This window comes from Thermodesulfovibrio yellowstonii DSM 11347 (assembly GCF_000020985.1).
GTDB lineage: Bacteria > Nitrospirota > Thermodesulfovibrionia > Thermodesulfovibrionales > Thermodesulfovibrionaceae > Thermodesulfovibrio > Thermodesulfovibrio yellowstonii.
In genome coordinates, this window is the sequence record NC_011296.1 from 1630819 (window position 1) to 1655248 (window position 24430).

Below are 24430 nucleotides of genomic sequence, written 5' to 3' on the forward strand. Positions count from 1 at the left end.
AATGAGTTCAATTAAGGGATATTATGGTAAATTGCTTTACATAAACCTTACGACCGGCAAGATTGAAAAAAGGGAAATCCCTGAGGAAGACCTTGCCAAATTTATCGGAGGACGGGGTTTAGGAGTAAAAATTTTATGGAATCATCTGCAAAAACCCGGAGTTGACCCACTTTCCCCTGAAAATCCTCTCATTTTCATGACAGGTCCCTTTTCTGGATTTCCTGTTCCTTCTTCATCAAGAACCTGTGTGGTTACAAAATCACCTATAACATCTCCTGTGCATTCTCCCTATCCACATGCATCAACTCTCACATACTCAAATATTGGTGGATTCTTCGGTCCTGAGCTTAGGTTTGCAGGTTATGATGGAATTGTAATTACTGGTAAAGCAAACTCTCTCTGCTACATTGTGATAGATGACGATAAGGTAGAAATTCGTGATGCTAAGAAATTTAAAGGCATGCGGACAGATGCCTTTGACAAGGCAATTTTGGAAGAACTCAAAGATAGAAGATATAAAACAGTATACATTGGACCAGCTGGTGAAAATCTTGTCCGATATGCCTCCATACTTCACACTTCTACCCGTGCAGCAGGTCGTGGCGGGGTGGGATGTGTTATGGGTTCAAAAAATTTAAAAGCTATTGCAGTAAAGGGAAGTAAGCAGCCCGATGTTGCTCATCATAAAAAATTTATTGAAATTCTTGAAAAAGCCAGATTAGTGTTAAACAACTCTCCTAATACAAAAAACTGGAGATCCTATGGAACAGCTGGCTATATTGTAAAAAGTAGTGATCAAGGCACAGAAACAGTGCGTAACTTCAGAGAAGGCACTTTCCCGGAAGCATATAAAATTGGTGCAGAGGCAGCAAGAAGGGATGTCTGGGTAAGGGATATTGCCTGTATGTATTGCCCACTTGCCTGCAAAAAGAGCGGCCGCACAAAGGGTAAATATGGTGGTATTGTTCATGATGGGCCAGAGTATGAAACCGGAACAATGCTTGGCTCTAATCTTTTAATATCAGACATGGCTGGTTTACTCAAGATAATCTATAATGTTGATGACCTTGGTTTAGACGCAATTTCAACTGGAGCAGTTATCGGATTTCTAATGGAAGCCTATGAAAAGGGAATGATTAATAGAAAATTCCTTGACGGAATTGAGCTTAAATGGGGAAGCGTTGATGCAACCCTTGCCATAGTACAAAAAATTGCATACAGAGACGGGATCGGAGACCTTGCCTCAAAGGGTGTAAAGGCATTATTTCAAAAAATTGGTCAGGGTAGTGAAAAGTTTGCCATACATGTAAAAGGACTTGAGCTTGCTGCCCACAACATTCAAGCAAATCCGCCAAGAGCACTCTGCTATGCTACTGCAAACAGGGGTGGATGTCACTTAAATGGTGACAGTGTTGAAGCGCAGAATTTTAGGGCTATGATTGACTCAACAGGAGTATGTTTATTCGCTGCCATGGATAAAGTCTATGAAGAACCAATAATTTCCATGCTCAGTGCAATAACAGGAGTTGAATATGACAGAGCACAGTTTCTTAAGGCAGGAGAGAGAGTCTTTAACTTAGAAAAGCTCTTCAACTACTGTGAGGGCTTCCGAAGAGAAGATGATTGGTTACCTGACCGCTTTTTTGAAGATGCCTTCACAATAGGACCGAAAAAAGGTGCTGTACTTGATAGGGCTAAGTTCCGTGACATGCTAACTCAATATTACAAAGAAAGAGGTTGGGATCCTGAAACCACCAAACCTACGGAGGCTAAATTAAAGGAACTTGAGCTGGATAAAATTATTAGTTAGTAGATTATTTTATTTCTTTTTTTATTTCAGAAGTTCTTTAGGCTCGGGCTGGCATTAAAGTTTTATCTTGCCATTCCAAAAATAAATATAGTATATTTATTAATAAAACTTTTATGGAGGTGTTAATTTGTTAATAGTGGAAGAAAAAAAAGAGTTTACGTTGCGGGGAAAAAAAATAACTATATGTAAAGATGATGTTTTAAAAATTTTATCAAAATACAAAGAAGAATCTTATCCGCAAAAAGGGCAAACTTCCAATTATTATCTTGTTTTAGAAGGAAAACTTATTCCTATTAAAAAAGCTTTGTTATTTGTTTTAGAAGATTTAGGACATGATTTTACTATACTTGATTTTGTTACACATGATGCTGTTCGTATTTTTCGCGCCTTAGGGTTTCCGATAGTTGTTGGTAAAGGCAACAAAAATCTTTTAAAATCCTTTATCGGTAGCCTCAGTCTTCAAGGGAATGCGATAGAGGACAAGAAAAATATATATGAATGAAAATTTCTATCTTCTTGATACCTCTTTTATTGTTGCTTTTCTGTCTTCAAAAGATGTTCACCATAAAAGAGCTTTAGAACTTTTTGTGCAAACTGAAGGTATATTTGCTTCTAATTTCTTAGTTTTTCAAGAAACAGTAACTGTTATATGCAGAAGAGCAAGAGAACAAAATATGCTCTCATCAAATTTATTCAGAATAATTAATGATTTTTTCAATACAATAATGATAATTAATGAAATACCACCTAGGGAAGAAATATTAAAAATCATGGAAAATTCTCAATTTCTTTTAAGTTTTACAGATGCTTCATTAATTTATTATTCTGGCAAACTTAAAGCAGAAATTCTCACATTTGACAATAACCTGCTTTCAATCAAATAAAATTTATTCGCCCCAGAAAGCTTTATAAAAATTCTTTGCTCGCTGAGAGTATTCGGAGAGCATTTTTTCTGCTTCAGTAAGAATCTGCTCTTTTAAAGGATGGTCTTCAAACCATTCAATTAGCATCTCTTTTGTTACTTCAATATGAAACTGCAAAGCATAGACATTATCTTTGTATCTAAATGCCTGATTTTCATAGACTGAAGACTTTGCAAGATGCACTGCCCCAATAGGCAAATCAAAGGTATCTCCGTGCCAGTGAAATACTTTAAATTTTCTCCATACATCACCAACAGAAGGATGCTTTGCAAGAGAAATCATTACAGGGTCCCTTAAACCATCACCGGTAAGTTCTATATCATGCCAGCCTATTTCTTCGCCATGTCCTTTATATACCTTTGCACCGAGTGTATAGGCAATGAGCTGAGCGCCAAGACATATTCCAAGCACCTTTAGATTTCTATTTATTGCCTCTCTTATAAGCCTTGAAACCACCTTAAGATGGGGATATTTATCCATCTCATAAACCCCCATAGGTCCACCCATTACTATTAAACCGCTATAGCCCTCAAGAGTTGAGGGTGTATCGCCATCTTCTGATTCAAAAATTTTATAAGGCGTGGAATTCTCAACTAAATAATTCTCTATACTGCCAGGACCTTCTGTCTTTATATTCTTAATTATCGCTATCATGTAAATTTACTCCCTTTTTTATAATAATTCCGTATTTTTTTATTCTATAATTAAGCTGCCTTTCAGTAAGACCCAAAGCCTGTGCGGTTTTTCTTATATTGAAATTAAATTTTGGCAGCGTATCCATTATTCTAATTCTTTCAAGTTCCTCAACCTCTGTGGGAAGCTTTAAATCTCCTAAGGAATAGGGCTTTAATTTAAAAACCCCTCTAACAGTATCAGGAAGGTCGTAGACCTTTATTTTACTACTCTCTGTCATGACAACAAGCCTTTCTATAGTGTTTGCAAGTTCTCTTACATTTCCGGGCCAATCATAGGAAACAAGCACTTTTAAGGCTTCTTCATCAATTGAAACAGATTTTCTATAAATATTGCAGAAACTCTTAAGATAGTACTCCACAAGCAGAGGAATATCCTCTTTTCTTTCTCTTAGAGGTGGAATATAAATTGGAATAACATTAAGCCTCCAGAATAGGTCTTCCCTGAAGTTTCCCTTTCTTATTTCCTCTGAGAGGTCTTTGTTTGTAGCTGATATGAGTCTTACATCTACCCTAATAGTTTTTGATGAACCAAGAGGCTCAACTGTTCTTTCCTGAAGCACCCTCAGTAGCTTTGGCTGAAGTGAGAGTGGTAACTCTGCTATTTCATCAAGAAAAATAGTGCCTCCATTTGCCTGTTCAAATTTACCAATTCTTTTTACAGCACCTGTGAATGCACCTTTTTCTGAACCAAAAAGTTCTGCCTCAAGAAGATTTTCTGGAATTGCTGCACAGTTTATTGCAACAAAGGGTCCCTTTGCTCTTTTACTTTGAAAATGAATTGTCTTTGCTATAAGCTCCTTACCTGTGCCAGATTCTCCAAACAGTAGCACTGTGGCATCTGTTGAAGCAACTTTCATTACTGTTTTAAGAACTGCCTGAAAAGAAGGTGACTGTCCAACAAGATTGGGAAAATTGTATCTGTCCTTAAGCTGAGCTCTCAGAATAATATTTTCATCTTCCATGATTTTATAGCTTTCCCATAATTTGATAAACTGTCCAATTAAAGAGGCAACCACAGAAAGCACTCTTAAGTCATCATCCACATCTCCTTGCTCTTCAGCATAAATTCTGTCAGCAGATATAACACCAAGTATTTCATCCTCTATTCTTATAGGAACACAAAGAAAAGAAATGCCTTTTTTATTAGGTCTACTTCCTGTTTTATTAAGAAACTGAGGTTCTTTCTCTATATCTGGAATAAACATCGGCAACCCTGTCTCTATAACTTTGCCTACAATACCTTCACCAATTCTATATCTTCCTCTGCTCATCTCTTCTTGAGTTAATCCATAGGCAGCAACAATACTGATTTCTTCTGTCTTTTTATCAAAGATAAAAATACTACCTCTTCTCATATCAAGCTCTTTTGATAAAATTTCAAGGACAGAATATAGATTTTGCGCAAGGTCAAAGGAAGACGTTAAAACTCTGCTTACCTCAAAAAGTGCCTTCAATTCTATGTTTTTATGTCTGGTCATACATTGGACGGCAAACAATTGCCGATAAACTATTATAACATTTGCGGTTAAGAAATGGAAGAGACAATAGATATAGGAGTCAATTTACCATCTATTTAATATTCATCCAAAGCCTCTTCAAAATATTTATCAAATAAATATTTAACATCTGGATACTTCCTTAAAATCTGCATTTCGTAATTTTCTTTGAATTGGTCTGAAATCTTATAGATACACTCACCTTCAATTGCTTCCATTTGTAGTAAGCTATGGCATTCCTAAAGAAAAACTAAATCTAATGTATAAGGCTTAAAAAATTCAGATAGTTCATTATATAAATCTGAATAAAGTATTTATAGCCCTTTTCTTTTGAGAACCAAACACATAGGCAAGGGCTACGTTATATTTTCTAAAAAGTCCTGAGAGTTTTTTAATTTTCTCCATACTATAAAATTATAGCACAATAAAAAATTGTAAGCAGAAAGCAATAAAAAAGGCAGGCATGGTAGAGCCTGCCTTGTAATGCAAAGACCGAATATCAAACTGCCTGTTCACCCTTTTCCTTTGTTCTGATTCTTACTGCATCTTCAACAGGAATAATAAATATCTTACCATCACCCACATTGCCAGTGTATGCTTTTTCCTGTATGACTTTAACTACCTTTTCTACAAGGCTATCTGGCACAACAACCTCAATCTTTATCTTGGGTATAAATAAAACCTCAAGTTCACTACCTCTATAAATCTCTACATGTCCTTTCTGCCTACCAAAACCCTTTACATCTGTAACTGTCATTCCCTGAATACCTGCGAGAACAAGGGCTTCTTTTACTTCTTCAAATTTAAAGGGTTTAATTATTGCCTCAATCTTTTTCATCGTATTCCTCCTTTTTATAGGTTATACGCCCTTTCACTATGCTGAGATGAATCAAGTCCTATAATTTCCTCTTCCTCAGTAACTCTAATCTTCATGAATATTCTAATCACTAAGAATATTAACGCAGTCATTATTGCTGTGTAAACTATTGTTACTAACACTGCAATTGTCTGTGTCCATAGCTGTTCTGGATTTCCGTAAAGAAGTCCTTTACCAGCCTCATTAATTGCAGGGTCTGCAAAAACTCCTGTTAAAATTGCACCAATTATTCCTGCAACACCGTGAATTCCAAATACATCAAGGGCATCGTCATAACCAAGCTTTGGTTTCATTGCTGTTACGCTGAAGTAGCATATAAATCCTGCCAGAGCTCCAATTATTATTGAACCAATGATATTTACAAAGCCTGCAGCAGGAGTAATTGCAACAAGACCTGCTATCATACCTGATGCAAGTCCAAGCACAGTAGGTTTCTTTGTCACTGCCCACTCTGTAAACATCCAAGCAAGTGCTGCTACTGCTGTAGCTGTATTTGTGTTTATGAATGCCTGTGCAGCAAGCCCGTTTGATGCAGCTGCACTTCCCGCGTTAAATCCAAACCATCCAAACCAAAGAAGCGCAGCACCAATTGCAACCAGAGTAAGGTTATTTGGAACAAGCAGAGTATTTTTTCTTTTACCAAGTATGAGAACTCCAACTAAAGCAGCGACCCCTGCATTAATATGAACAACTGTTCCACCAGCAAAATCAAGAGCTCCCATCTTTGCAAGAAATCCTCCACCCCATACCCAGTGAGCAATAGGAACATAGACAAGGCTCATCCAAAGAATTGTAAAGAGCACCCATGCTGAAAACTTCATTCTTTCAATGTAGGCTCCACTAATCAAAGCTACTGTAATTGCAGCAAAGGTAAGCTGAAATATTGAGAACAAAACCTCTGGTATAGTTCCCTGCAATGAATCAATCTTTACCTCGCTCAAAAAAGCTTTATTAAACTGTCCAATTATTCCACCAATATCACCTGAGAAAGCTAAGCTGTATCCATAGGCTATCCATAGGAAACTTGCCAAGCAATAGGCTACAAAGCTCATAGCAATAGTGTTAAGCACATCCTTTCTTTTAGCCAAACCACCGTAAAACAGTGCAAGTCCTGGCACTGTCATCAGCATAACAAGAGCTGTTGCTACAATCATCCATGCAGTATCACCTGTATCAAGCTTTGGCTGAGGCTGTGCTGTCTGCCCTGTTAGCCCAGGTTGGGCTTGCGGCTGAGGAATATCTCCTTCAGCAAATATTATGTTTGTTGATAACGCTAATACCATCAAAATAAGTAAAAATATTGTAATCAATCGTTTCATTTTTTCCCTCCTTTAAAAGCTAAAAGTAATACCTACGCCTGCTACCCATGTGTCATCAAGATGTCCATTGTGATTATAAGAACTGCCATCAACAACTCTTTTTGCCTTGTTTGAAAGAGGAAACCAGTATTGAACCACTGGCTGAACAGTTACATTTTTCATAACTGGTATTGTAAAGCCTGCCTGAAGCTTTCCATCGTGAAAAGCACTGTATTTTTTGCCTGTGTATTCTCCTGTGCTACTGTCATAGGTTCTCCAGTAAGAATCATCGCCCTTGAAATAGCCAAAGGATGCTGCAAGGTCAAGGGTTATGTCTTTGTAAACCTCAAAAGAATGAGAAAAGGACAGATTCACATAGGTGCCTGGATATGCAGAGATGTCACGGTAAATTGTAAGTGTAGGTTTTGAAATAATATCATAACTTGCACTTAAAAAAACTTCCTCTGTTTCATCAGTATATTTTGTTCCATAGTAGATATAACCACCTGTCAAAGAAAGTTTATCAATTGGATAAGTATAACTCAGTGTAAGGTCAGACTCATTAAAGCTTTTTCTGCTTGGTCTGTCTGGAACAAAACTCTGGGTTTGTCTTTCATTTGTATCAATGTTTCCCCAGTAATTCACAGAAAAACCCTTGTAAGAAACTGTAACAGATGGTTGAATTACAACGCTACCTGAACTAAGTTCATAACCACGAAATATGTACCTGCTGTAAATTCCTGCAGAAACACTACCCGTTACTTTGTCCTCCTGTTTTGGTTCTTCTTTTTTAACTTCCTCTGCCATTGCCAAGGAAAAAGAAAAGAAAATAACCAAGACTACCGATACTAAATACTTAAAATGTCTCATAACAGCACCTCCATTGAGTTTTTTTATTTATAAAAGCTAAATTCGTGCCAGATAAAACTCTTTGAAATTTAAAGATTTTTTAAAACAAAAGAAATTACAATTATGTAGAACTTTACAATTTTGTAAATATCTTCATAGAGGCTATTCAATTATATTAACTATTCCATTTCGTCCCCCTTGATGAATACGAAAACTTGTCCTGAAAGAGTCATACTGAGGTAAAGCGAAAGGTCTTTTCCCTTGGACGTGAAGAGATTCTTCACTTCGTTCAGAATGACAAAGGGAAGATAAATGAAAAAATATTGAAGATTCAGGCGCTTTTCATAATAATAGAGAAAGCATTCTTTTATTAAACTATTCTCTGATTTCCAAACTCAATTATTTTTCTTAAATCAACATCTGCTCCTAAAACTCCTATAAACTCTCCTTTTTCATTAAATATGGGAGAAGAGACTGTAAAGCAGTAAGAATTTGTAGCAACTGAAATATAAATATCGGAAATATAAGTTGAAAGCCTTTTTTTTGCCTCTATAAACCATTTTCTATTTGACCAGTCTTCACCATATCCTGTAGAACCATATTGGGCTTTGAACTCTCCTCTTGACACATTTTCAGTTATTTGAACACCTTTTTCATCTGTGACATAGAGAAGTTCAAAAATATCATATTGATAAATTAATTCTCTAAGATATTGCTCCATAGTGAAATGAAACATTGATTTAAGCTCCCTTGAAAGAGTTGCGTTTTCTACAATCTCTCTGGCATATTTATGAATTCTGCTTCTTACTTTTCCTATATCTAAAATCTGTTCTTCCGATAATGTATGGAGTTTATTTGCAAATCCTTTTAGATTATTTGAGGAAAGCACGGCATTTTTTACGAAATTCGACAATACATATAACGATTGTTCCACATTGTCAACTGTATTTTTTAAATTATCTGACACATTTTCTAATTTTTCAGCATTTCGGACAAGCTCTTCAAGAGGAGTATCTATGGATTCAAATTTCTTTCTATTTTCAGTAACCTTAACATAGGTTTTCTGCACCTGTTTTTCAATAATATTAGTTTCAATCTTTATTTTTTCAATAAGAGAGAATATATTTTTGGTTTTTGATGAAACATCTTTTGTTGCTGACATAGTTGCATGGGCGAGTTTTCCTACTTCCTCTGCTACGATTGCAAAGCCTCTACCATGTTCGCCAGCACGAGCAGCTTCTATAGATGCATTAAGGGATAATAGTTCGGTTTTATCTGCGATTTCCTTTATTGTTGTGGCAAGAGATGAAATCATTTTAATAGCATCGTATACACTCAATGTAGTAGATACCAGAGTTTCAACAGCCTGTTTAATTGAAAGCATGCTTGTTTCTGTTTCCTTAAAACTCTCCTTAGTAAGGGTTATATTTTCACTTACCCTGAATACTCTTTTTAAATTTTCGGTAGCAGAAATGGAAACTTCCTCTAATACTGTCCTGACTGCATCCATCTCCTTTGAAACAAGATTAACTACTCCATCAATTTTTTCTGTGCCTGATTTTAAAACCTCTGCTTCTTTTTCAATTAGAGGAGAAAGATCAACAAGTTCAATAGATTTACTTAAAATTTTTTCCATTAATTCATTATTATTTCCTTGTTGATTTTGATAGCTTTTTCCATTTCTTTTATTCATTAATTTTGATAAAGTTCCAAACATTTTAGCCCTCCTTTAAAATTTCATACATTTTAAAAACTTCAAATATTTCTTTTTTTTATTTCAATTGTTATGCCATATAAAAAATTAAGAAATTCAAGAAGATTAGTAGTGAAAAATTCTACATTTTTGTATGAATTTGCATTTTTGTAAAATTAAATACCTGGCATAAAGGATAAAAGATTGGAGGGAAGAGGTTTTAAAATTTATCCTTTTATGCCTGGTAAAATACTAAACTGATTCACAGTAGTCAAAAGCTAAAGCATTATTTATTAATTCAAGCTCAATATCTTTATCTTCTTCAAGACTACCAAAAGCATCTGCTCTGCATTGCCTGCAGTGTCTGATCTGTCTTATATGTTTTTCGCAAACCTTTCTAATATCTTCTAATACCTGACAGGATGGCTTTTGTAAATTAATCATTTTCCCGTTTGGTATAAGAGGAATGATGTTCATCACTTTAGCTTTAAGCCTTCTTGCTCTTTCGGCAATATTTTCAATCTCTCTCTCATTTACTCCTGGAATTAACACAGAATTTACCTTTACACAGAAACCTCTGTCCGTAAGCATTTCCAAGCCATTCCATTGGTTCTCAAGAAGATATTCAGAAGCTTCTCTGCCCTTCATTAACTTCCCATCGTACAAAATCCAAGCATAAATCTTTTCTGCAGTAGAAGGATTAATGGCATTAATTGTCACTGTAACCGTAAAAATTCCTAAATCCTGTAAAACTTCTACTTTCTTAGGTAAAAGAAGTCCATTGGTTGAAAGACAGAGAAAAATATTAGGAAACTCTTTCCTTACAAGTTTAAAAAAATTAAAAGTTGACTCATTAGCAAGAGGATCCCCTGGACCTGCTACTCCAATAACAGAGATTCTATCTCTCTCAGTTGCTACTAACACTCTTTTTAAAGCTTCCAATGGTGTAATAATTCTACTTGATACTCCAGGTCTTGATTCATTTACGCAATCATAATTTCTATTACAGTAATTGCAACTTATGTTACAGACTGGTGCTACAGGAAGATGCAATCTTCCATATCTTTCATGACCTCTCTCTGAAAAGCAGGGATGTGTATTGATTACTCCTTCCTCAAGAGATTGCTTTTTCATTTTCCTCCCCTGTTCTTATTCTAACTGTCTTTTGTATTGGACATATAAATATTTTTCCATCTCCGTGCTTTCCTGTTCTATTAACTTCAATTATTTTCTTTATGATTAGTTCCACAACTTCATCTGGAGCAATTATTGTAAGCATTCTCTTAGGCACAAAAAGGGCTACCTTAGGAAGACTGTGTTCAAGGGCATAGGTTGAGGGAGTTGGTTTCAGTTTCACAGCAGTGCAGTAGCTTTCAGGCAAATCAGAGTCAAGCTCTTCTATGCAGGCATCACCTTTCTGTTTTCCTCTACCTTCAACACCTTGAAGAGTAAGAGATGGAAAGCCAAGTTCCTCCAGTGCCTTCTTTGTTACAGGTGTTTTATCTCTTCTTATTATTGCCACAATCTCTTTCATAGTCCCTCCTTTCCTGTTCTTATTGTAAAGGCTTTTTCAACAGGGCTTATAAAAATCTTTCCATCACCAATGAATCCTGTGCGAGCCTTATCTTCAATAATTTTTACTACTTTATCGACATCCTCATCGTCTACAACCATCATTAGAAGCGTTTTTGGAAGTTCATCGTAATGAACTGGTCCAACCTGCAGTCCCTTCTGCTTACCTCTTCCAAAGACTGGCATCTTTGTTAGAGATGGATATCCTGCGCCTTCAAGGGCAAGGACTACTTCCTGCTCTTTCTCTGGTCTTATGAATGCTCTAATCATTTTCATAGTTATTCCTCCTTTTTATTGAGTAATTTTTTTAGCCATGGTGGCGGCGATGTTTTTATTGTTTCGTAAAGTTTTTCAAGGCATTCTTCAATTGAGCTTCCCTCCTTTACTTTAAGGGGCATAATTCCCTTCTGAGAGAGCCTTGCAGCAGAAGGCGGTCCTATCTCAGTCATGTAAATGATTTTACAGTCCGATAGAGCCTTCACTTTATCCCATACAAGGTCATTGTGAACTTCTGGAGTATCCTTGCTCTCCTCTATTGCCCTATCTCTACCTTCTGAAAACTTTCTTATCTCCATAAATTTATATCCCTCTTCCTCAACTTCATAGACCACAAACTGACCAGAACGTCCAAAGTGCTCATTCACCCTTATTCCGTCTGTAGATGCAAAGGCTACTTTCATCAGTGCACCTCCTTTCTTAGCAACAAATTAGCCATTTCGTTTATAAGATTCAGGCTACCCCTGTAACCAATTGTGACCTTGTGAGTTAATCCCAAGCTCTTGTAAACAGGAAAACCTATCTCAAGTAGCACTACTTCCAACTTCCTTGCTTTCTCCTCGGCATGACTGTTTGAAAGAAGGAGTTCAAAATCACCTTCAAGGTCATAGAGACTTCCAATTAGGACTTCCTTAGACTGAATTTTCTCTAAAATTTCACCGCCTATTGGAAGCACAACAAGCTCTAAATCTAATCCTGCTTCATTTAGAATTTCAGAAAGCCCTAATGCCAAATCAGGCTCTGTAGCTACTGCAGCCTTCCTTCCTGCCACATAAAACTGGGCATCTCTCATACCGTCAATTAGTATTCTTCTTTGTCTTTTAATCTTCTCAGGTACCTCCCTGCCGCTTAAAAAGGAAAGAAACTCGAAAAATTCATCATTTGAGTTTACTCCCATAAGGCTATCGAAGACTTTGTATTCAATTCCAAATTTTTCTTTAAGTATCTCTCCTGCACCCTTCAAGCTTCTTCCTATTACTACGGTAAATTCTGAGGAAGCCATATCTTCTATCTCTGAGAGAGTTATACCTCCCTTAGTAATTCCTGAAAAGCCTCTGCTTCCATCAAGCTGAGAAAGGTCTGGTAAAATAAGAGGTTTTAAGCCGAAAAGTTCAACAATCTCCCTTAATTCGGAAAAATCAGCAGGTGTAAGATGTCCTCCTGTAACAACGTTTATCTGTCCCCTTTTCTTTCTGCAAGCACACTCAGGAATAAGACTCAAAATTCCTTCAACTGCCTTTGCATAACCATACTCAAGAGAACCCTCATAATCAGGAATTGGTATGTGTGGGACTTTAAAGGTCTCATCCCTTAGTGGAGTTATTACAGCCTCAATGTCCTCTCCTTTCATGTGGGATAGAGCTCCGGTAATTACAGCAACTAATTGGGCACCCTTATTTTTAAAGTTCAGAATATTGCTCTTTAGCTTTTCCTCTCCTCCCATGACCACTTCTTCAGTAAAGAGCTTTGTTGTGTTCATCACTATCGGTTCCCGAAAATGCTTTATAAGCAATACCTTTCCAATGAAGTTACATCCCTGTGCAGTATGTAGAAGTGGCACCGTCCTGTCTATTCCCTGCAAAGCCATAGCAGCACCAACAAAAGGAGAGTTCTTAAGGGGGTCTATAAAGCCCTTCTTTAACTTTATTGATAGTGGTCTCCTATTACTTTTATCTTTTGAGTAAAATTCAATGGCTCTACTTATATCTTCGGCAAGATTAAGGAGTCCTCTGTAGCCTGCGTATGCCCTATGACGTTCCTGATTGACGTCAACAAAAGGAATTCCCTCTTTAACGCCGAGATATAGGTTTCTTCCACCGGCAACAAGAATCTCTGCCTTCTTATCTTTCATAATTTTCAAAATATTTGCCGGCGAAGTATCCTCAAAGAGCAGGCAGTCTTCACTTACAAGTTCCTTTATCTTCTCTTCATCGTCATAGGTGCTCTTTTTTGTGCCTACTCCTACAACCTCTATACCTATGTCCTTTAAAGCTGAAACCATAGACCAGGACTTAACTCCACCTGTGTATAGGACTGCCCTTTTACCAATCAGGTTTCCATATCTCTTTAAGCCCTCTTCAAGCTTTTCCTCCTCCCTCTGAATCAGTCTCTCTACTTTTTCAGTTAAAGTTCCCTCTTTATCGAGAAAACTCGCTATCTTTCTTAATGCCTGAGTAGTCTCGGTTTTTCCGAAAAAGGAGACTTCCACATAGGGAATTCCATATTTTTTCTCCATTTCAATTCCAATGTTTACAAGGGCTCGGCTACAGACAATCACATTTAGCTTTGCTCTATGTGCCCATTTTATCTCTCTGTAGGTAGAGTTACCAGTTATTCTTGAAAGAATCCTAAATCCAGCTTCCTCAAGTAGGGGTTCAATAAGGTATTGGTCTCCGGCAATGTTATACTCGCCAATTATGTTAATGTCTCTATCAGTTGTAAAGGATGGCTCTTCTCTGCCTATTACGTAATCGAGCAAAACCTCTCCGGCAATACGGTTTCCCAAGTTCTTAGGTCCGATGAAACCAGGTGCATTGACGGGGATTATGTCTACTCCAAATTTTTTCTCGGCATCTCTACAAATTCTCTCTAAGTCCTCACCGAGTAAACCTGTAACACAGGTTGAGTAAACAAATACTGCCTGAGGATTAGTCTCTTCTATAATCTCCTCTATTACTTTAAGAAGCCTCTGCTCACTTCCTACGATAAGGTCAAGCTCCCTTAGGTCTGTGGTAAATCCCCTTTTATGGAAAGAACCCCTGTCTGATAGAGTTCCCCTTCCTTCCCATGAGTTAGCTGAGCAGGATATGGGACCGTGAACTAAATGGACTGCATCGGCAATGGGCTGTAGCACAATCATTGCTCCATCAAAGGCACAGGACTCACCACCCCTTGAGCGACATACTTTGTGTTTCCGCTGTTTTTCTTCGCTCTTTTTTTCTATTGTCTCAAGATACACAGTATCCTCCTATCTAATTACATCAAAGCTTGGTGAATCCTTTGTTTCCCTGTCGAGCTCATCAAGAACAGTGTTTACCATTAATGTAAGAAGGTTGAGGGCTCCCTGATAACCGAGGATTGGATATCTATGCATATGATGTCTGTCAAAAATCGGAAAGCCTACTCTGATTAATGGTATTCCAGTGTCTTTCCAGAGAGCTTTACAGTAAGAATTACCAATCAGAAGGTCAACAGGTTCAGTAAAAAGAAGAGACCTAAGATGCCACATGTCCTTTTTTATGTAAACCTTTCCTTCTGAACCAAAGAGTGGTTCTCTCTTAAGAATTTCATAGGCTTCCCTTTCAAAGTCTTCGTCTCCATTAGTGCAAACAATATGAACAGGAATTCCTCCAAGTTCAAGAATAAAGCTAAGGAGTCCAAGAAGTAAGTCAGGGTCTCCAATAAGGGCAAATCGTTTTCCATGAATATAGGCATAGGAGTCAATAATTGCATCAACTACTCTACCTCTCTCCTCAATTAGTTCCTGAGGAATCTCTTTTCCTGTGAGTTCTTTCACTGTATCAATAAATAGGTCTGTGTTTCTAATTCCTACAGGATAGGGAATGTTTACAAAGGACTGTCCCCAGGATTCCTTTATGAATTCACCTGTTTTAAGGGTTGAATACTTCTGAAGGGCGATGGTCGCCTTTGAGTTTATAGAATCCTTTAATTCTTCGAGAGAAGTTCCACCTGGATACATTTCGTAATCACCGTAGTTTGGAGAATCAAGGCTATCGCTTATGTCTGCAAGAATTATATGGGGAACTTCCATTAAATTTAGCATTCTCCTTATTTCTCTGTAGTTTCCTGAATAGGTGTCAAAGCCAAGAATTAGGTTAATTTTTTCTCCCTTTATAGTCCTCAATCCCTGTGTGGCGTAACTCAATATCCCTTTAAGCATGGCATCATAGCCGTTTATGTGAGAGCCTGTAAAACTTGGAGTATTTGCATAAGGAGTTGGTAAGTCTTCGGGAATAATACCCTGCTGCTTTGCCTTTTTTATGAAGGCATTAAGGTCATCCCCTATTACCTCAGCCATACAGGTTGTAGAAATTGCAAACATCTTTGGTTTATATAGGGCATAGGCATTCTCAAGCCCCTCAATCATGTTACTTAAGCCGCCGAATACGGCAGCATCCTCAGTCATTGACGTAGAAACTGCAGGCACAGGCTCTTTAAAATGTCTGCTTAAGTGGCTTCTAAAGTAGGCAACACATCCTTGGGAGCCATGAACAAAGGGCATAGTGTCCTTAAATCCTAAGGCACATAGCACTGCACCAAGGGGTTGGCATGCCTTAGCTGGATTGATTGTAAGCGCCTTACGGTTAAAGTTTTTCTCTTTGTATTCCTCTGTCTTTGTATACTCGTCAACCTTCTTTACCTCCTCTTCAGAGTAAGGGCATTCAAACTCCCTTTTGTCTCTGAAGAGTTTTTCATAGTCTTCTCTCCTGTATAGTTTTACATGGTCTTGAACTTTCATCTTCCTTTCCTCCTTATAAGCTTCCATGAGGGGTTATTTACTGCCATGTCCATGTCTCGGGCAAAAACAGGAAAACCATCAAAGCCGTGATAGGGACCAGAGTAATCCCAAGAATGCATCTGTCTGAAAGGAATTCCCATCTTATGGTAGACATATTTTTCCTTTATTCCCGAGCCTACCAAGTCAGGCTTCAATGCATCGGCAAAGTTCTCAAGTTCGTAATGGGGAGGGTCATCGTATATGAGAGAGTTCTTAGGAAGCTCTGGATAGGTTCTTTCATAGTCATCTCTGTGGGCAAACTCATAACCTGTGGCAACAACAACCATTCCCAAGTCCTCATAGGCACCGACAATGTGTCTTGGACGGAGTCCTCCCACATAGAGCATGACTCTTTTTCCTTCAAGGCGTGGTCTATACTGTTCAATAACTGAATCCATTAGGGGTTTATATCTTTCAATGACCCTTTCAGTCTGCTCAACTATTTTGTCGTCAAATCTTTTGGCAATCTTTCTCATGCTTTCGTATATCTTTGTGGGACCAAAGAAGTTATACTCCATCCAGGGAATTCCAAAATTCTCCTCAAGATATCTGGCAATGTAGTTTGTTGACCTGTAGCAGTGAACCAGAATAAGCTTCGGTCTTGGCATGTTTGTAAGCTCATTGAGAGTGCAATCCCCTGGAATCTGGGCAATAACTCTCAATCCCATCTCCTCAAGAATCTTTCTTGAAGACCATGCCTCACCACCAATGTTGTAGTCCCCAAGAATAAGAACATCATAGGGAGTCTCCTTTTCAAGAATTCCCTTAACCTTACCCAAAACCCAATCTCTAATGCTGTCATTGGCAATGTGATGTCCAAGGGACTGACTTATCCCACGGAAACCCTCGCATCTTACAGGAATCACAGGTATTCCAAGTTCCTTTGTCATTTTACGGGCAACACTTTCAATATCATCGCCGATTAGACCTACTGGACATTCGCACTGAATGCTAATACCTTTAGCTAAAGGAAAAATCTCCCTAATCTCTCTGCAAAGTTGTTCAAGCTTTTTATCTCCTCCAAAGACAATGTCATTTTCCTGAAAATCAGAGGTAATATGCATTGCACCAAAGGCATTTATACCTGTTTTACCAGTGTAATAATTTCTCCTTGACCACCAGCTATACTGACCGCAACCAACAGGACCATGACTTATGTGAATCATATCCTTTATAGGACCCCATACAACACCCTTTGAGCCTGCATAGGCACATCCACGGGAGGTCATTACACCAGGACGGCTCTTTACATTTGATTTTATCTGGCAAATAGAAGAGGTACATTCAGGATCGTTATAGATTAGATGTTTTTTCCTTTCTTTCTTTGTTTTTTCAGGATAATTTTCAATAATTTTTTCTATTAATTTTTCTGTATCCTGCTCAATTACTCTTAGCATTTTCTCCTCCTACTTTTCTATTCTAAAAATCCATACTTTGCTAATAACCCCTCAAGTTGATCCATTGTAAGAGGAGTTGGAATGTACAGATTCTTATTTTCAGCAATTTTTTTTGCCAGATCTCTGTATTCATCAGCTTGGGGATGGGCAGGTGCATACTCAACTACAGTCATCCTGTTAAGTTCTGCCTTCTGAACCATATTGTCTCTTGGAATAAAATGAAGAAGTCGAGTTCCAAGTTTCACTGCGAACTCAGAAACGAGGTCATATTCTTTATCTACTTTTCTTGAATTACAGATTATGCCTCCAAGTCTTACCCCTCCACTCTGGGCATACTTTAAAATACCCCTTGAAATATTGTTTGCTGCATAAATTGCCATCATCTCACCTGATGTGACTATGTAAATTTCCCTTGCCTTTCCCTCTCTTATGGGCATTGCAAAGCCTCCACAAACAACATCACCAAGAACATCATAAAAGACAAAGTCAAGCTCGGGGGTATATGCTCCATTTTCCTCAAGGAAATTAATTGCCGTTATTACTCCTCTACCAGCACAGCCAACTCCTGGCTCAGGTCCACCTGATTCAACGCATTTAACCCCTTTAAATCCTTCAAGTAATACTTCATCAAGTTCAAGATCTTCTACTGAGCCTCTCTCTCGTGCTAAATCCATCACTGTTGCCTGACTTTTTTTGTGAAGAATCAGCCTCGTAGCATCTGCCTTAGGATCACAACCTACAATCATGCATTTATATCCTGCTTCTGCTAAAGCAGCAACAGTATTTTGAGTGGTTGTTGATTTACCAATACCACCTTTTCCGTAAATTGCTATCTGTCTCATTTTTGACCTCCAAATAACTTTTTATTAGATTTGGTGATCAAACTCCATGCCAGCATATAAATGTCTGAAATTATTCATTTCTCAGAATATATGGAACAAAATTATCTACATTTTTGTAGAGTATAAAGGAGTTTTTTGTAGGAAAATACAATTTTGAATAAATGTTATTGATTTGATGATTTAATAAAAATAAAATTCTATATCTACATATCTATATAACCATGCTTTCTTAGTTTATCAACGCAAATACTTCTGATACTTTTAATACATAGATGCCATCTACTTTTGTCTTATCTCTTTTAAAATTACCGAGACTGCTCAAAAACTTGTGATTTATTGGAAATCAATAAACTACAAGAGTTTTTGAAGAGGCTTAAAATGGAAATGATACTTATGAAACATCTCTTCCTACGCTCTTAAGAGTGTCTTTCCAGTATGAGTAAGAGTTTTTACCTTGAGTTTTGCCCGGATATATTTCATAGAGATTTCTATATATTTCAGAAGTGACATCAGGCATAATAACATTTGCTCCACAGTAAAATGCCTTAATCCTCATACTGGAGGAAAGACTTCCAAGTGCTGTGGTTGCTGGTAAATTTGCTTTGGGAAGGATAAGCCTCGTGATGGCTAAAACTTTTAGAGTTAAGAGGGGATCACCAAAAGGATATGAGGTTAAAGGTGTGTCTGGATGAGGGATAAATGGTCCTATGCCAATCATGTCAAGTTCAAGCTCCTTCATAAGAGCTATATCCTCTGCAAGGGACTCAATGCTTTGTCCCGGAAGTCCTACTATGATGCCTGAGCCTGTTTCATAGCCGAGCTTTTTAAGCCATCTGAGACATTGAATTCTTCTGTCTAAGGTTGTATCAGGTTTGAGTCTTCTGAAAAGTTTTTCATCGGAAGTTTCAAACTTAAGTAGGTATCTATCTGCGCCAGCCTCTCTGAGGACCACGTAATCATTGTAACTTAACTCACCTACAGACAAAGTTACTGCCACATTGAGTTTTTTAATCTCTCTTACAACTTTACTCAGTCTTTCAGCATTCCAGAAGGGCTCTTCTCCAGATTGTAAAACAATAGTTTTGAAGCCTTCCTTTACAGCCTCTGTAGCTACCTTAACTATTTCTTCTTCTTTCATCCTGTAACGAGGGAGTTTCCTGTTTTCCCTTCTTATTCCACAGAAAAGACAGTTACACTTACAGTAGTTTGAAAACTCTATTATTGCTCTAAGATGGACTGTATCTCCGTGAACCTGCTTTCTCACATCATCAGCCATCCGAGCCAATTCCTCAAAAGGAAGCTCTCTTAAAAGATAAAGTATCCAGTCTTTAAGAGAGGTCTTATTTTTACTTGATGTTAAAGCCGAAATTTCATGGCTATTCATAAATTGCTCTTTCTGTTATTTTCTTTAAAATTTCTATCTCTGCTTTTACCTCCTTTTCTGCTTCATCTATCATTCCCTGAAGGTGTGGAAAAGGAGAAAGTGCCCTATGAAGAACTCCGTGAATGTGAGCCATTATCACACCATAATTGACAATAGGAACACCAGCCCGCTTAGCCTGTAGAATTCTACTAAGCATCTCCTTTCGATTGAGCATGCAGGCACCACAATGAACAATGAGACTGTATTCAGTGAGATTATCAGGAAGTGGACCACTACCAGCTTTTACCTCAATCTCAACCTCACCTCCAACCTGTGCCCTTAGCCAGCGGGGAATTTTTACTCTTCCAATGTCATCCTCCACAGGATGATGGGTGCATGCCTCTGCTATGAGCACTTTATCTCCTGGCTTTAGTTTTTTTACAGTTAGAACACCCTCAACAAGTGTCTGCAAATCTCCTTTGTAACGGGCAAAAAGAATTGAAAATGATGTAAGCCTTATGTCTGCGGGTGTATCTGCTGCAACTTTATTGTAAACAGAGGCATCAGTAACTACAAGTGAAGGTCTTTTATTGAGTAAACTTAGGGCATAAAGCAACTCTCTTTCTTTTACAACCATAGCGATTGCCTCGTTGTCAATAATGTCTCTTATCACAATCTGCTGAGGAAGAATTAGTCTTCCTTTGGGTGCAGCCTTGTCAACGGGAATTACGCATATTACTACATCTCCGGGATTTATCAAGTCTCCCAAGACTGTAGGAAGAGTCCAGTCTTTTGGAGCATTGTTTACTATAGTCTGTTTAAGCTCAACTATGCCTTCAGCTGTCAGGGCACTTACAAAAACCTTAGGTTCAGGCAACTCATACTTCTTAGCTTCTGGATGGATATCTATTTTATTTACAACATAAATCAAGGGAGTCCCTGTTTCTTCTGCTTTTTTCACTATATCCCTTTCAAACTCTCCAAACCCTTTTTCAGGGTCAATTACAAGTAAAACAAGGTCTGTCTTATCAAGCACTTCATAGGATTTCTTTTTTCTTAATTCACCAAGTTTTCCCACATCATCAATTCCTGCTGTATCAATAAGAACAACCGGTCCAAGAGGAAGAATCTCCATGGCTTTTGCTACAGGGTCTGTAGTTGTTCCGGGAACATCAGATACAATCGCGAGAGACTGACCAGTGAGAGCGTTTATAAGGGATGATTTTCCTGCATTTGTCCTTCCAAAGAGAGCTATATGAAGTCTCTGACTTTTTGGCACACTCATGGAGTTGTCTCCTTTGAAAGCAGCATTTTTATGGTTGATATGATTTCATCTTTCTCGGTGATTCTCTCCCATTCATTGGAGACAGCAGCGTATCTGTCATTGATATAAATTAACTCTGGTGGAAGAAATGAGTCTTCTTTGTGTCCGGCTATGTATGAGTGTCTCTTTCCCATTATTTCTACAAACCAAATGTGGGCATTGTATTTTTCTTTGACAAACTCTGCTATTTTGTTTAATTCAAGAAGGAGATTCTTAGCCTTCGGCTCAGAATGACAAATGGATGGCTCAGAATGAAGAGTCTCCTTAGAAATATAGGTCTCTTTCGCCATTTTTAATCCTCCCGTAGTATTCAATGAGCTTGTTGTAAACTTTATGAGGCACTTTTGCCTTTAACTCGTCAAGCTCCTTCTGAATAACTTTCTCTCCTGCCTCCTTTGTCTGCTCAGAGGCAAAGTCATCAAGCCATTCTCTGAAAGTAAGCACTGCATTGAGTTTACAGAATACTGCCTCTTTTCCTGTCTTAAGCAAACTCATTATTCTATCTCCTGTTCTTCCACATCTGTAACCGGCTGTGCAAAAGCTTGTAATAAAACCCATCTCTGCAAGTTCTCTGATTACTTCGTCAAGGCTACGGGGGTCTCCAATCTCAAACTGCTGTCGCTCAAGCTCCTGTTCTGTGTAACGGTCAGAGTATGCACCAATTCCTATTTTTGTGGATGCATCTGTCTGGGTTATCATTCCTGAAGCTATGATTTCTCTTCTTATGTGAGCAGGCTCTCGGGCAGTAAGTATCATGCCTGTGTAGGGAACAGAAAGTCTTATCACTGCAATGAGTTTTTTGAAGTCCTCATCGGAAACTTTATATCTTGTCTCCTGCACAAAGGGAGTGTTTGCTGCAGGCTCAAGCCGTGGGAAAGAAATTGTATGGGGACCGATTCCAAAGCGTTTCTCAAGCTCCCTTGCATGATAGACAAGTCCCATAACCTCAAATCTCCAGTCATAAAGTCCAAAAAGTACTCCCAATGCCACATCATCAACTCCCGCTTCAAGGGCTCTGTGATGGCAGTAAAGCCTCCATTGATAGTGGTGTTTAATTGTTCCCTTAGGATGAAGCTTTGCGTATGTGTCATGATGATAGGTCTCCTGAAAGACCTGATATGTGCCGATTCCAACTTCCTTAAGCATCTTTAACTCATCTATGCTCATTGGTGCGGCATTCACATTAACCCTTCTTATCTGCCCGTATCCGTTTTTTGTTTTTACCTTGACAGAGTAAATAGTCTCTATCGTATCTCTTATGTAATGAACTCCTGTTGCAGGATGCTCACCGTAAACAACAATAAGTCTTTTATGTCCTATCTCACCAGCAAGCACCTCTGCCTCTCTTTTTACTTCTTCAAGAGTTAGCACCCTTCTTTTAATCACATGATTGTCTCTTCTGAAACCACAGTAAACGCAGTTATTCACACATAGATTTCCACAGTAAAGAGGTGCGAATGTGACAATTCTGTTGTCATAAACCTTTTTCTTTACCTTTGCTGCTACATCAAAAACCTCTTGCCAGAGTTCCGGGTCTTTAAGATTAAGCAAAGCTGCTGTCTCATCGGAAAGAAGTGTTTCAATTGAAAGGGATTTCTGAAGTATATCCCTTATTCGGGATGGTTCTGGATTCTGATTTTGCTTTAGTTTTTCCCAGATTTCCTCATCGTCTATGAAGTCCCTCCCGCCTTCCATATACTTTTCTATCTCTTCTTCCTTAATCACGCTGTTTATCCAGTTTTTTTCCTCTTTTGCTAAAACAGCTTTCATTTTAAAAGCCTCCTTAAGTATTTAATCCCGGCAAAGCCGGGAGTTGTTAATTCCTGTGGTTGAGTTATGCTCTCAATCTCTTCCTTTGTGAAAAATCCTCTCTCAATCAGGATTTCTTCAACTCTTTTGCCTGTGCTTAAAGCCTCTTTGTAAATCTCTGCACAGACTTCATAGCCAAGATAGGGAGAAAAGGCAGTTATAATACAGGAGCTTCTATCAAAAAGCTCTCTACATCTTGCCTCATCAACGGTTATTTCTGAGATGCATCTCTCCCTGAAAAGTGTTGAACAGCTCTTAAGCATCTTTAAAGAACCAATAAGTTCGTGTGCTATAAGCGGTAGAAACGGGTTAAGCTCAAGATTTCCCATGCTACAGGCAAAGCTTACTGCATGGTCTGATACAATCACTTTTATTCCAACCTGTGTAACCATCTCAGGAATAACGGGATTTACCTTTCCAGGCATTATTGATGAGCCAACCTGAACAGCAGGAAGCCTTAACTCACCTATTCCTGCTTTTGGTCCAGAGCTTAAGAACCTTAAATCTGAAGCGATTTTTATAAGGTCTGAAGCTAAGGTTTTAAGATATCCTGATACTTCAGATAGAGAGTCGGTATTCTGAGTTGCCTCAAAGAGATTCTCTGCTTTTGCAAGGGGAAGCCCTGTAAATTCTCGAAGTTTCTCTATTGCCATATCAATGAAAATTTTGGGACAGTTAAGTCCTGTGCCCACAGCAGTTCCGCCGAGACTGACCTGACGAACCCTTTCTACTGCCTTATTCAGCCTCCACCAGTCCCTGTTTAAAGCCTCTGCCCATGCAGAAAACTCCTGCCCCACTGTAACAGGAACAGCGTCCTGGAGTTCAGTTCTTCCAACCTTAAGAATTTTTGCATATTCCTTTTCTTTTTTCTGAAACTCACCTTGAAGTAAAGCAACCTCATCTGCGAGCTCTCTCAGAAGCCTTACAATCGCGGTTTTTACAGCTGTGGGGAAAACATCGTTCGTTGACTGATTTAGATTTATGTGAAGGAGGGGATGAATTACATCGTAGATACCTTTTTCAAATCCCATAAGCTCAAGGGCTCTGTTGGCAATAACCTCGTTAATATTCATATTAAGTGTTGTGCCTGCTCCACCTGAAAGAGCATCAACGATAATCTGTCCATCTAAGTTACCTACTGCCAGCTCATCGCAGGCTTTAAGAATTGCCTCTGCCTTGCTGTTTTCAAGCATTCCAATCTCTCTGTTAACCCATGCACAGGCTTTCTTGACAATAGCCATTGCCCATATGAGCTCCCTGTGAGGAGGCTGTCCTGTGACAGAAAAGTTTTCCTTTGCTCTTAATGCATGAATACCGTAGTAGGCATCCTTCGGAATAGAAAGCTCACCAAGAGAGTCCCTCTCTATGCGTATCATTTCTTCTCCTTTTCAGAGATAAGAAGGCTTTTTACAGTTACACCTTTTATCATTCCAAGCTTTCCTGTAAGAGAGCCTATTCGGTCTGTGTTTCCTTCTACAAAAAGTGAGATAAAGCCAGTGTCTGTCTCTTTTTGAGGTATTCCCATTCTGGCAAGAATTATCTCTGCATGCTCAGATAGGATTTGGTTTACTAAAGGAGCATTTTTATTTCTTTCAGCTACGATTATTCCAACAATTCCAATCTTTCTATTCATCCCTTGACCTCAGATTTTTCCTCTGTCTCAGGTTTTATTTAACTTTTCTAAACC

24 protein-coding genes are annotated in these 24430 nt (G+C 38.3%); 3 read left to right on the forward strand and 21 right to left on the reverse strand.

Annotated elements, in window-relative coordinates:
- The first annotated feature begins 1 nt into the window (after window position 1).
- The 3 genes from THEYE_RS08395 to THEYE_RS08405 all read left to right on the forward strand — a co-directional run bounded on the left by THEYE_RS08395 (window position 2) and on the right by THEYE_RS08405 (window position 2694).
- Entirely contained in the window at window positions 2–1810 is a 1809-nt protein-coding gene (locus THEYE_RS08395; protein WP_012545213.1) for an aldehyde ferredoxin oxidoreductase family protein, read from the forward strand.
- 136 nt (window positions 1811–1946) lie between these two features.
- On the forward strand, window positions 1947–2312 hold the full coding sequence (locus THEYE_RS08400) for a hypothetical protein (RefSeq protein ID WP_164924865.1): 366 nt from the start codon (window positions 1947–1949) through the stop codon (window positions 2310–2312).
- On the forward strand, window positions 2305–2694 hold the full coding sequence (locus tag THEYE_RS08405; RefSeq protein WP_012546554.1) for a PIN domain-containing protein: 390 nt from the start codon (window positions 2305–2307) through the stop codon (window positions 2692–2694). The genes THEYE_RS08400 and THEYE_RS08405 overlap by 8 nt, the downstream gene beginning before the upstream one ends.
- A 3-nt stretch (window positions 2695–2697) precedes the next feature.
- Here the strand turns inward: THEYE_RS08405 and THEYE_RS08410 are convergent, their stop codons facing one another.
- The 21 genes from THEYE_RS08410 to THEYE_RS08510 all read right to left on the reverse strand — a co-directional run bounded on the left by THEYE_RS08410 (window position 2698) and on the right by THEYE_RS08510 (window position 24376).
- Window positions 2698–3387 carry a type 1 glutamine amidotransferase gene (locus THEYE_RS08410; RefSeq protein WP_012545422.1) on the reverse strand — a complete coding sequence of 230 codons (690 nt, stop codon included), beginning with the start codon at window positions 3385–3387 and terminating at the stop codon, window positions 2698–2700.
- Window positions 3371–4906 (reverse strand): sigma-54 interaction domain-containing protein, encoded by a 1536-nt coding sequence (locus THEYE_RS10620; RefSeq protein ID WP_012546159.1) that lies wholly within the window; start codon window positions 4904–4906, stop codon window positions 3371–3373. The genes THEYE_RS08410 and THEYE_RS10620 overlap by 17 nt, the downstream gene beginning before the upstream one ends.
- Window positions 4907–5001: 95 nt before the next feature.
- Entirely contained in the window at window positions 5002–5142 is a 141-nt protein-coding gene (locus THEYE_RS10435; protein WP_012546560.1) for a hypothetical protein, read from the reverse strand.
- Between the two features lie 281 nt (window positions 5143–5423).
- On the reverse strand, window positions 5424–5762 hold the full coding sequence (locus THEYE_RS08425) for a P-II family nitrogen regulator (RefSeq protein WP_012545312.1): 339 nt from the start codon (window positions 5760–5762) through the stop codon (window positions 5424–5426).
- 14 nt (window positions 5763–5776) lie between these two features.
- Window positions 5777–7120 carry an ammonium transporter gene (locus tag THEYE_RS08430; RefSeq protein ID WP_012545822.1) on the reverse strand — a complete coding sequence of 448 codons (1344 nt, stop codon included), beginning with the start codon at window positions 7118–7120 and terminating at the stop codon, window positions 5777–5779.
- 12 nt (window positions 7121–7132) lie between these two features.
- Window positions 7133–7969, reverse strand: a complete 837-nt coding sequence (locus tag THEYE_RS08435; protein ID WP_012546145.1) for a TorF family putative porin — start codon at window positions 7967–7969, stop codon at window positions 7133–7135.
- A 349-nt stretch (window positions 7970–8318) separates the two neighbouring features.
- Window positions 8319–9665, reverse strand: a complete 1347-nt coding sequence (locus THEYE_RS08440; RefSeq protein ID WP_012545572.1) for a methyl-accepting chemotaxis protein — start codon at window positions 9663–9665, stop codon at window positions 8319–8321.
- 228 nt (window positions 9666–9893) lie between these two features.
- Window positions 9894–10775, reverse strand: coding sequence for a nitrogenase cofactor biosynthesis protein NifB (gene nifB, locus THEYE_RS08445; protein WP_012545348.1), 882 nt, complete (start codon window positions 10773–10775; stop codon window positions 9894–9896).
- The gene (locus tag THEYE_RS08450; protein WP_012545421.1) at window positions 10756–11175 is read right to left on the reverse strand and encodes a P-II family nitrogen regulator; all 420 of its coding nucleotides are present in this window, start codon (window positions 11173–11175) and stop codon (window positions 10756–10758) included. Before THEYE_RS08450 ends, nifB begins: the two co-directional genes overlap by 20 nt.
- Window positions 11172–11489 carry a P-II family nitrogen regulator gene (locus tag THEYE_RS08455; protein WP_012546547.1) on the reverse strand — a complete coding sequence of 106 codons (318 nt, stop codon included), beginning with the start codon at window positions 11487–11489 and terminating at the stop codon, window positions 11172–11174. The genes THEYE_RS08450 and THEYE_RS08455 overlap by 4 nt, the downstream gene beginning before the upstream one ends.
- Window positions 11490–11491: 2 nt before the next feature.
- Window positions 11492–11893 carry a nitrogen fixation protein NifX gene (gene nifX / locus THEYE_RS08460; protein ID WP_012545689.1) on the reverse strand — a complete coding sequence of 134 codons (402 nt, stop codon included), beginning with the start codon at window positions 11891–11893 and terminating at the stop codon, window positions 11492–11494.
- Complete coding sequence (gene nifE, locus THEYE_RS08465; RefSeq protein WP_012546796.1) at window positions 11893–14448, reverse strand: nitrogenase iron-molybdenum cofactor biosynthesis protein NifE; 2556 nt, start codon at window positions 14446–14448, stop codon at window positions 11893–11895. The genes nifX and nifE overlap by 1 nt, the downstream gene beginning before the upstream one ends.
- 9 nt (window positions 14449–14457) lie before the next feature.
- On the reverse strand, window positions 14458–15969 hold the full coding sequence (nifK, locus tag THEYE_RS08470; protein WP_012545394.1) for a nitrogenase molybdenum-iron protein subunit beta: 1512 nt from the start codon (window positions 15967–15969) through the stop codon (window positions 14458–14460).
- Window positions 15966–17405 carry a nitrogenase molybdenum-iron protein alpha chain gene (nifD, locus tag THEYE_RS08475; RefSeq protein WP_012546033.1) on the reverse strand — a complete coding sequence of 480 codons (1440 nt, stop codon included), beginning with the start codon at window positions 17403–17405 and terminating at the stop codon, window positions 15966–15968. The genes nifK and nifD overlap by 4 nt, the downstream gene beginning before the upstream one ends.
- 17 nt (window positions 17406–17422) lie before the next feature.
- On the reverse strand, window positions 17423–18247 hold the full coding sequence (gene nifH, locus THEYE_RS08480; protein ID WP_012546613.1) for a nitrogenase iron protein: 825 nt from the start codon (window positions 18245–18247) through the stop codon (window positions 17423–17425).
- 391 nt (window positions 18248–18638) lie between these two features.
- A complete protein-coding gene (gene hydE / locus THEYE_RS08485) occupies window positions 18639–19631 on the reverse strand; it encodes a [FeFe] hydrogenase H-cluster radical SAM maturase HydE (RefSeq protein WP_012546274.1) in 993 nt (330 codons plus the stop codon).
- Window positions 19624–20895, reverse strand: coding sequence for a [FeFe] hydrogenase H-cluster maturation GTPase HydF (gene hydF, locus THEYE_RS08490; protein WP_012546707.1), 1272 nt, complete (start codon window positions 20893–20895; stop codon window positions 19624–19626). Before hydF ends, hydE begins: the two co-directional genes overlap by 8 nt.
- The gene (locus THEYE_RS08495; protein WP_012545578.1) at window positions 20892–21224 is read right to left on the reverse strand and encodes a hypothetical protein; all 333 of its coding nucleotides are present in this window, start codon (window positions 21222–21224) and stop codon (window positions 20892–20894) included. The genes hydF and THEYE_RS08495 overlap by 4 nt, the downstream gene beginning before the upstream one ends.
- The gene (gene hydG, locus THEYE_RS08500) at window positions 21199–22704 is read right to left on the reverse strand and encodes a [FeFe] hydrogenase H-cluster radical SAM maturase HydG (RefSeq protein ID WP_012546878.1); all 1506 of its coding nucleotides are present in this window, start codon (window positions 22702–22704) and stop codon (window positions 21199–21201) included. Before hydG ends, THEYE_RS08495 begins: the two co-directional genes overlap by 26 nt.
- Window positions 22701–24119 (reverse strand): aspartate ammonia-lyase, encoded by a 1419-nt coding sequence (locus THEYE_RS08505; RefSeq protein WP_012545781.1) that lies wholly within the window; start codon window positions 24117–24119, stop codon window positions 22701–22703. The genes hydG and THEYE_RS08505 overlap by 4 nt, the downstream gene beginning before the upstream one ends.
- Window positions 24116–24376 (reverse strand): TM1266 family iron-only hydrogenase system putative regulator, encoded by a 261-nt coding sequence (locus THEYE_RS08510; protein WP_012545214.1) that lies wholly within the window; start codon window positions 24374–24376, stop codon window positions 24116–24118. The genes THEYE_RS08505 and THEYE_RS08510 overlap by 4 nt, the downstream gene beginning before the upstream one ends.
- Between the last annotated feature and the right edge of the window lie 54 nt (window positions 24377–24430).

What these genes read in the sequence shown, in the direction of transcription:
- THEYE_RS08410 (WP_012545422.1), bottom strand. Translation starts at nt 3,387, where the DNA reads ATGATAGCGATAATTAAGAATATAAAGACAGAAGGTCCTGGCAGTATA.
- THEYE_RS08395 (WP_012545213.1), top strand. Translation starts at nt 2, where the DNA reads ATGAGTTCAATTAAGGGATATTATGGTAAATTGCTTTACATAAACCTT.
- THEYE_RS08495 (WP_012545578.1), bottom strand. Translation starts at nt 21,224, where the DNA reads ATGGCGAAAGAGACCTATATTTCTAAGGAGACTCTTCATTCTGAGCCA.
- nifB (WP_012545348.1), bottom strand. Translation starts at nt 10,775, where the DNA reads ATGAAAAAGCAATCTCTTGAGGAAGGAGTAATCAATACACATCCCTGC.
- THEYE_RS08450 (WP_012545421.1), bottom strand. Translation starts at nt 11,175, where the DNA reads ATGAAAGAGATTGTGGCAATAATAAGAAGAGATAAAACACCTGTAACA.
- THEYE_RS10435 (WP_012546560.1), bottom strand. Translation starts at nt 5,142, where the DNA reads ATGGAAGCAATTGAAGGTGAGTGTATCTATAAGATTTCAGACCAATTC.
- hydF (WP_012546707.1), bottom strand. Translation starts at nt 20,895, where the DNA reads ATGAGTGTGCCAAAAAGTCAGAGACTTCATATAGCTCTCTTTGGAAGG.
- THEYE_RS08510 (WP_012545214.1), bottom strand. Translation starts at nt 24,376, where the DNA reads ATGAATAGAAAGATTGGAATTGTTGGAATAATCGTAGCTGAAAGAAAT.
- THEYE_RS08435 (WP_012546145.1), bottom strand. Translation starts at nt 7,969, where the DNA reads ATGAGACATTTTAAGTATTTAGTATCGGTAGTCTTGGTTATTTTCTTT.
- THEYE_RS08430 (WP_012545822.1), bottom strand. Translation starts at nt 7,120, where the DNA reads ATGAAACGATTGATTACAATATTTTTACTTATTTTGATGGTATTAGCG.
- THEYE_RS08425 (WP_012545312.1), bottom strand. Translation starts at nt 5,762, where the DNA reads ATGAAAAAGATTGAGGCAATAATTAAACCCTTTAAATTTGAAGAAGTA.
- hydG (WP_012546878.1), bottom strand. Translation starts at nt 22,704, where the DNA reads ATGAAAGCTGTTTTAGCAAAAGAGGAAAAAAACTGGATAAACAGCGTG.
- THEYE_RS08505 (WP_012545781.1), bottom strand. Translation starts at nt 24,119, where the DNA reads ATGATACGCATAGAGAGGGACTCTCTTGGTGAGCTTTCTATTCCGAAG.
- THEYE_RS08455 (WP_012546547.1), bottom strand. Translation starts at nt 11,489, where the DNA reads ATGAAAATGATTAGAGCATTCATAAGACCAGAGAAAGAGCAGGAAGTA.
- nifH (WP_012546613.1), bottom strand. Translation starts at nt 18,247, where the DNA reads ATGAGACAGATAGCAATTTACGGAAAAGGTGGTATTGGTAAATCAACA.
- THEYE_RS10620 (WP_012546159.1), bottom strand. Translation starts at nt 4,906, where the DNA reads ATGACCAGACATAAAAACATAGAATTGAAGGCACTTTTTGAGGTAAGC.
- THEYE_RS08440 (WP_012545572.1), bottom strand. Translation starts at nt 9,665, where the DNA reads ATGTTTGGAACTTTATCAAAATTAATGAATAAAAGAAATGGAAAAAGC.
- nifD (WP_012546033.1), bottom strand. Translation starts at nt 17,405, where the DNA reads ATGCTAAGAGTAATTGAGCAGGATACAGAAAAATTAATAGAAAAAATT.
- nifK (WP_012545394.1), bottom strand. Translation starts at nt 15,969, where the DNA reads ATGAAAGTTCAAGACCATGTAAAACTATACAGGAGAGAAGACTATGAA.
- nifX (WP_012545689.1), bottom strand. Translation starts at nt 11,893, where the DNA reads ATGAAAGTAGCCTTTGCATCTACAGACGGAATAAGGGTGAATGAGCAC.
- hydE (WP_012546274.1), bottom strand. Translation starts at nt 19,631, where the DNA reads ATGAATAGCCATGAAATTTCGGCTTTAACATCAAGTAAAAATAAGACC.
- THEYE_RS08405 (WP_012546554.1), top strand. Translation starts at nt 2,305, where the DNA reads ATGAATGAAAATTTCTATCTTCTTGATACCTCTTTTATTGTTGCTTTT.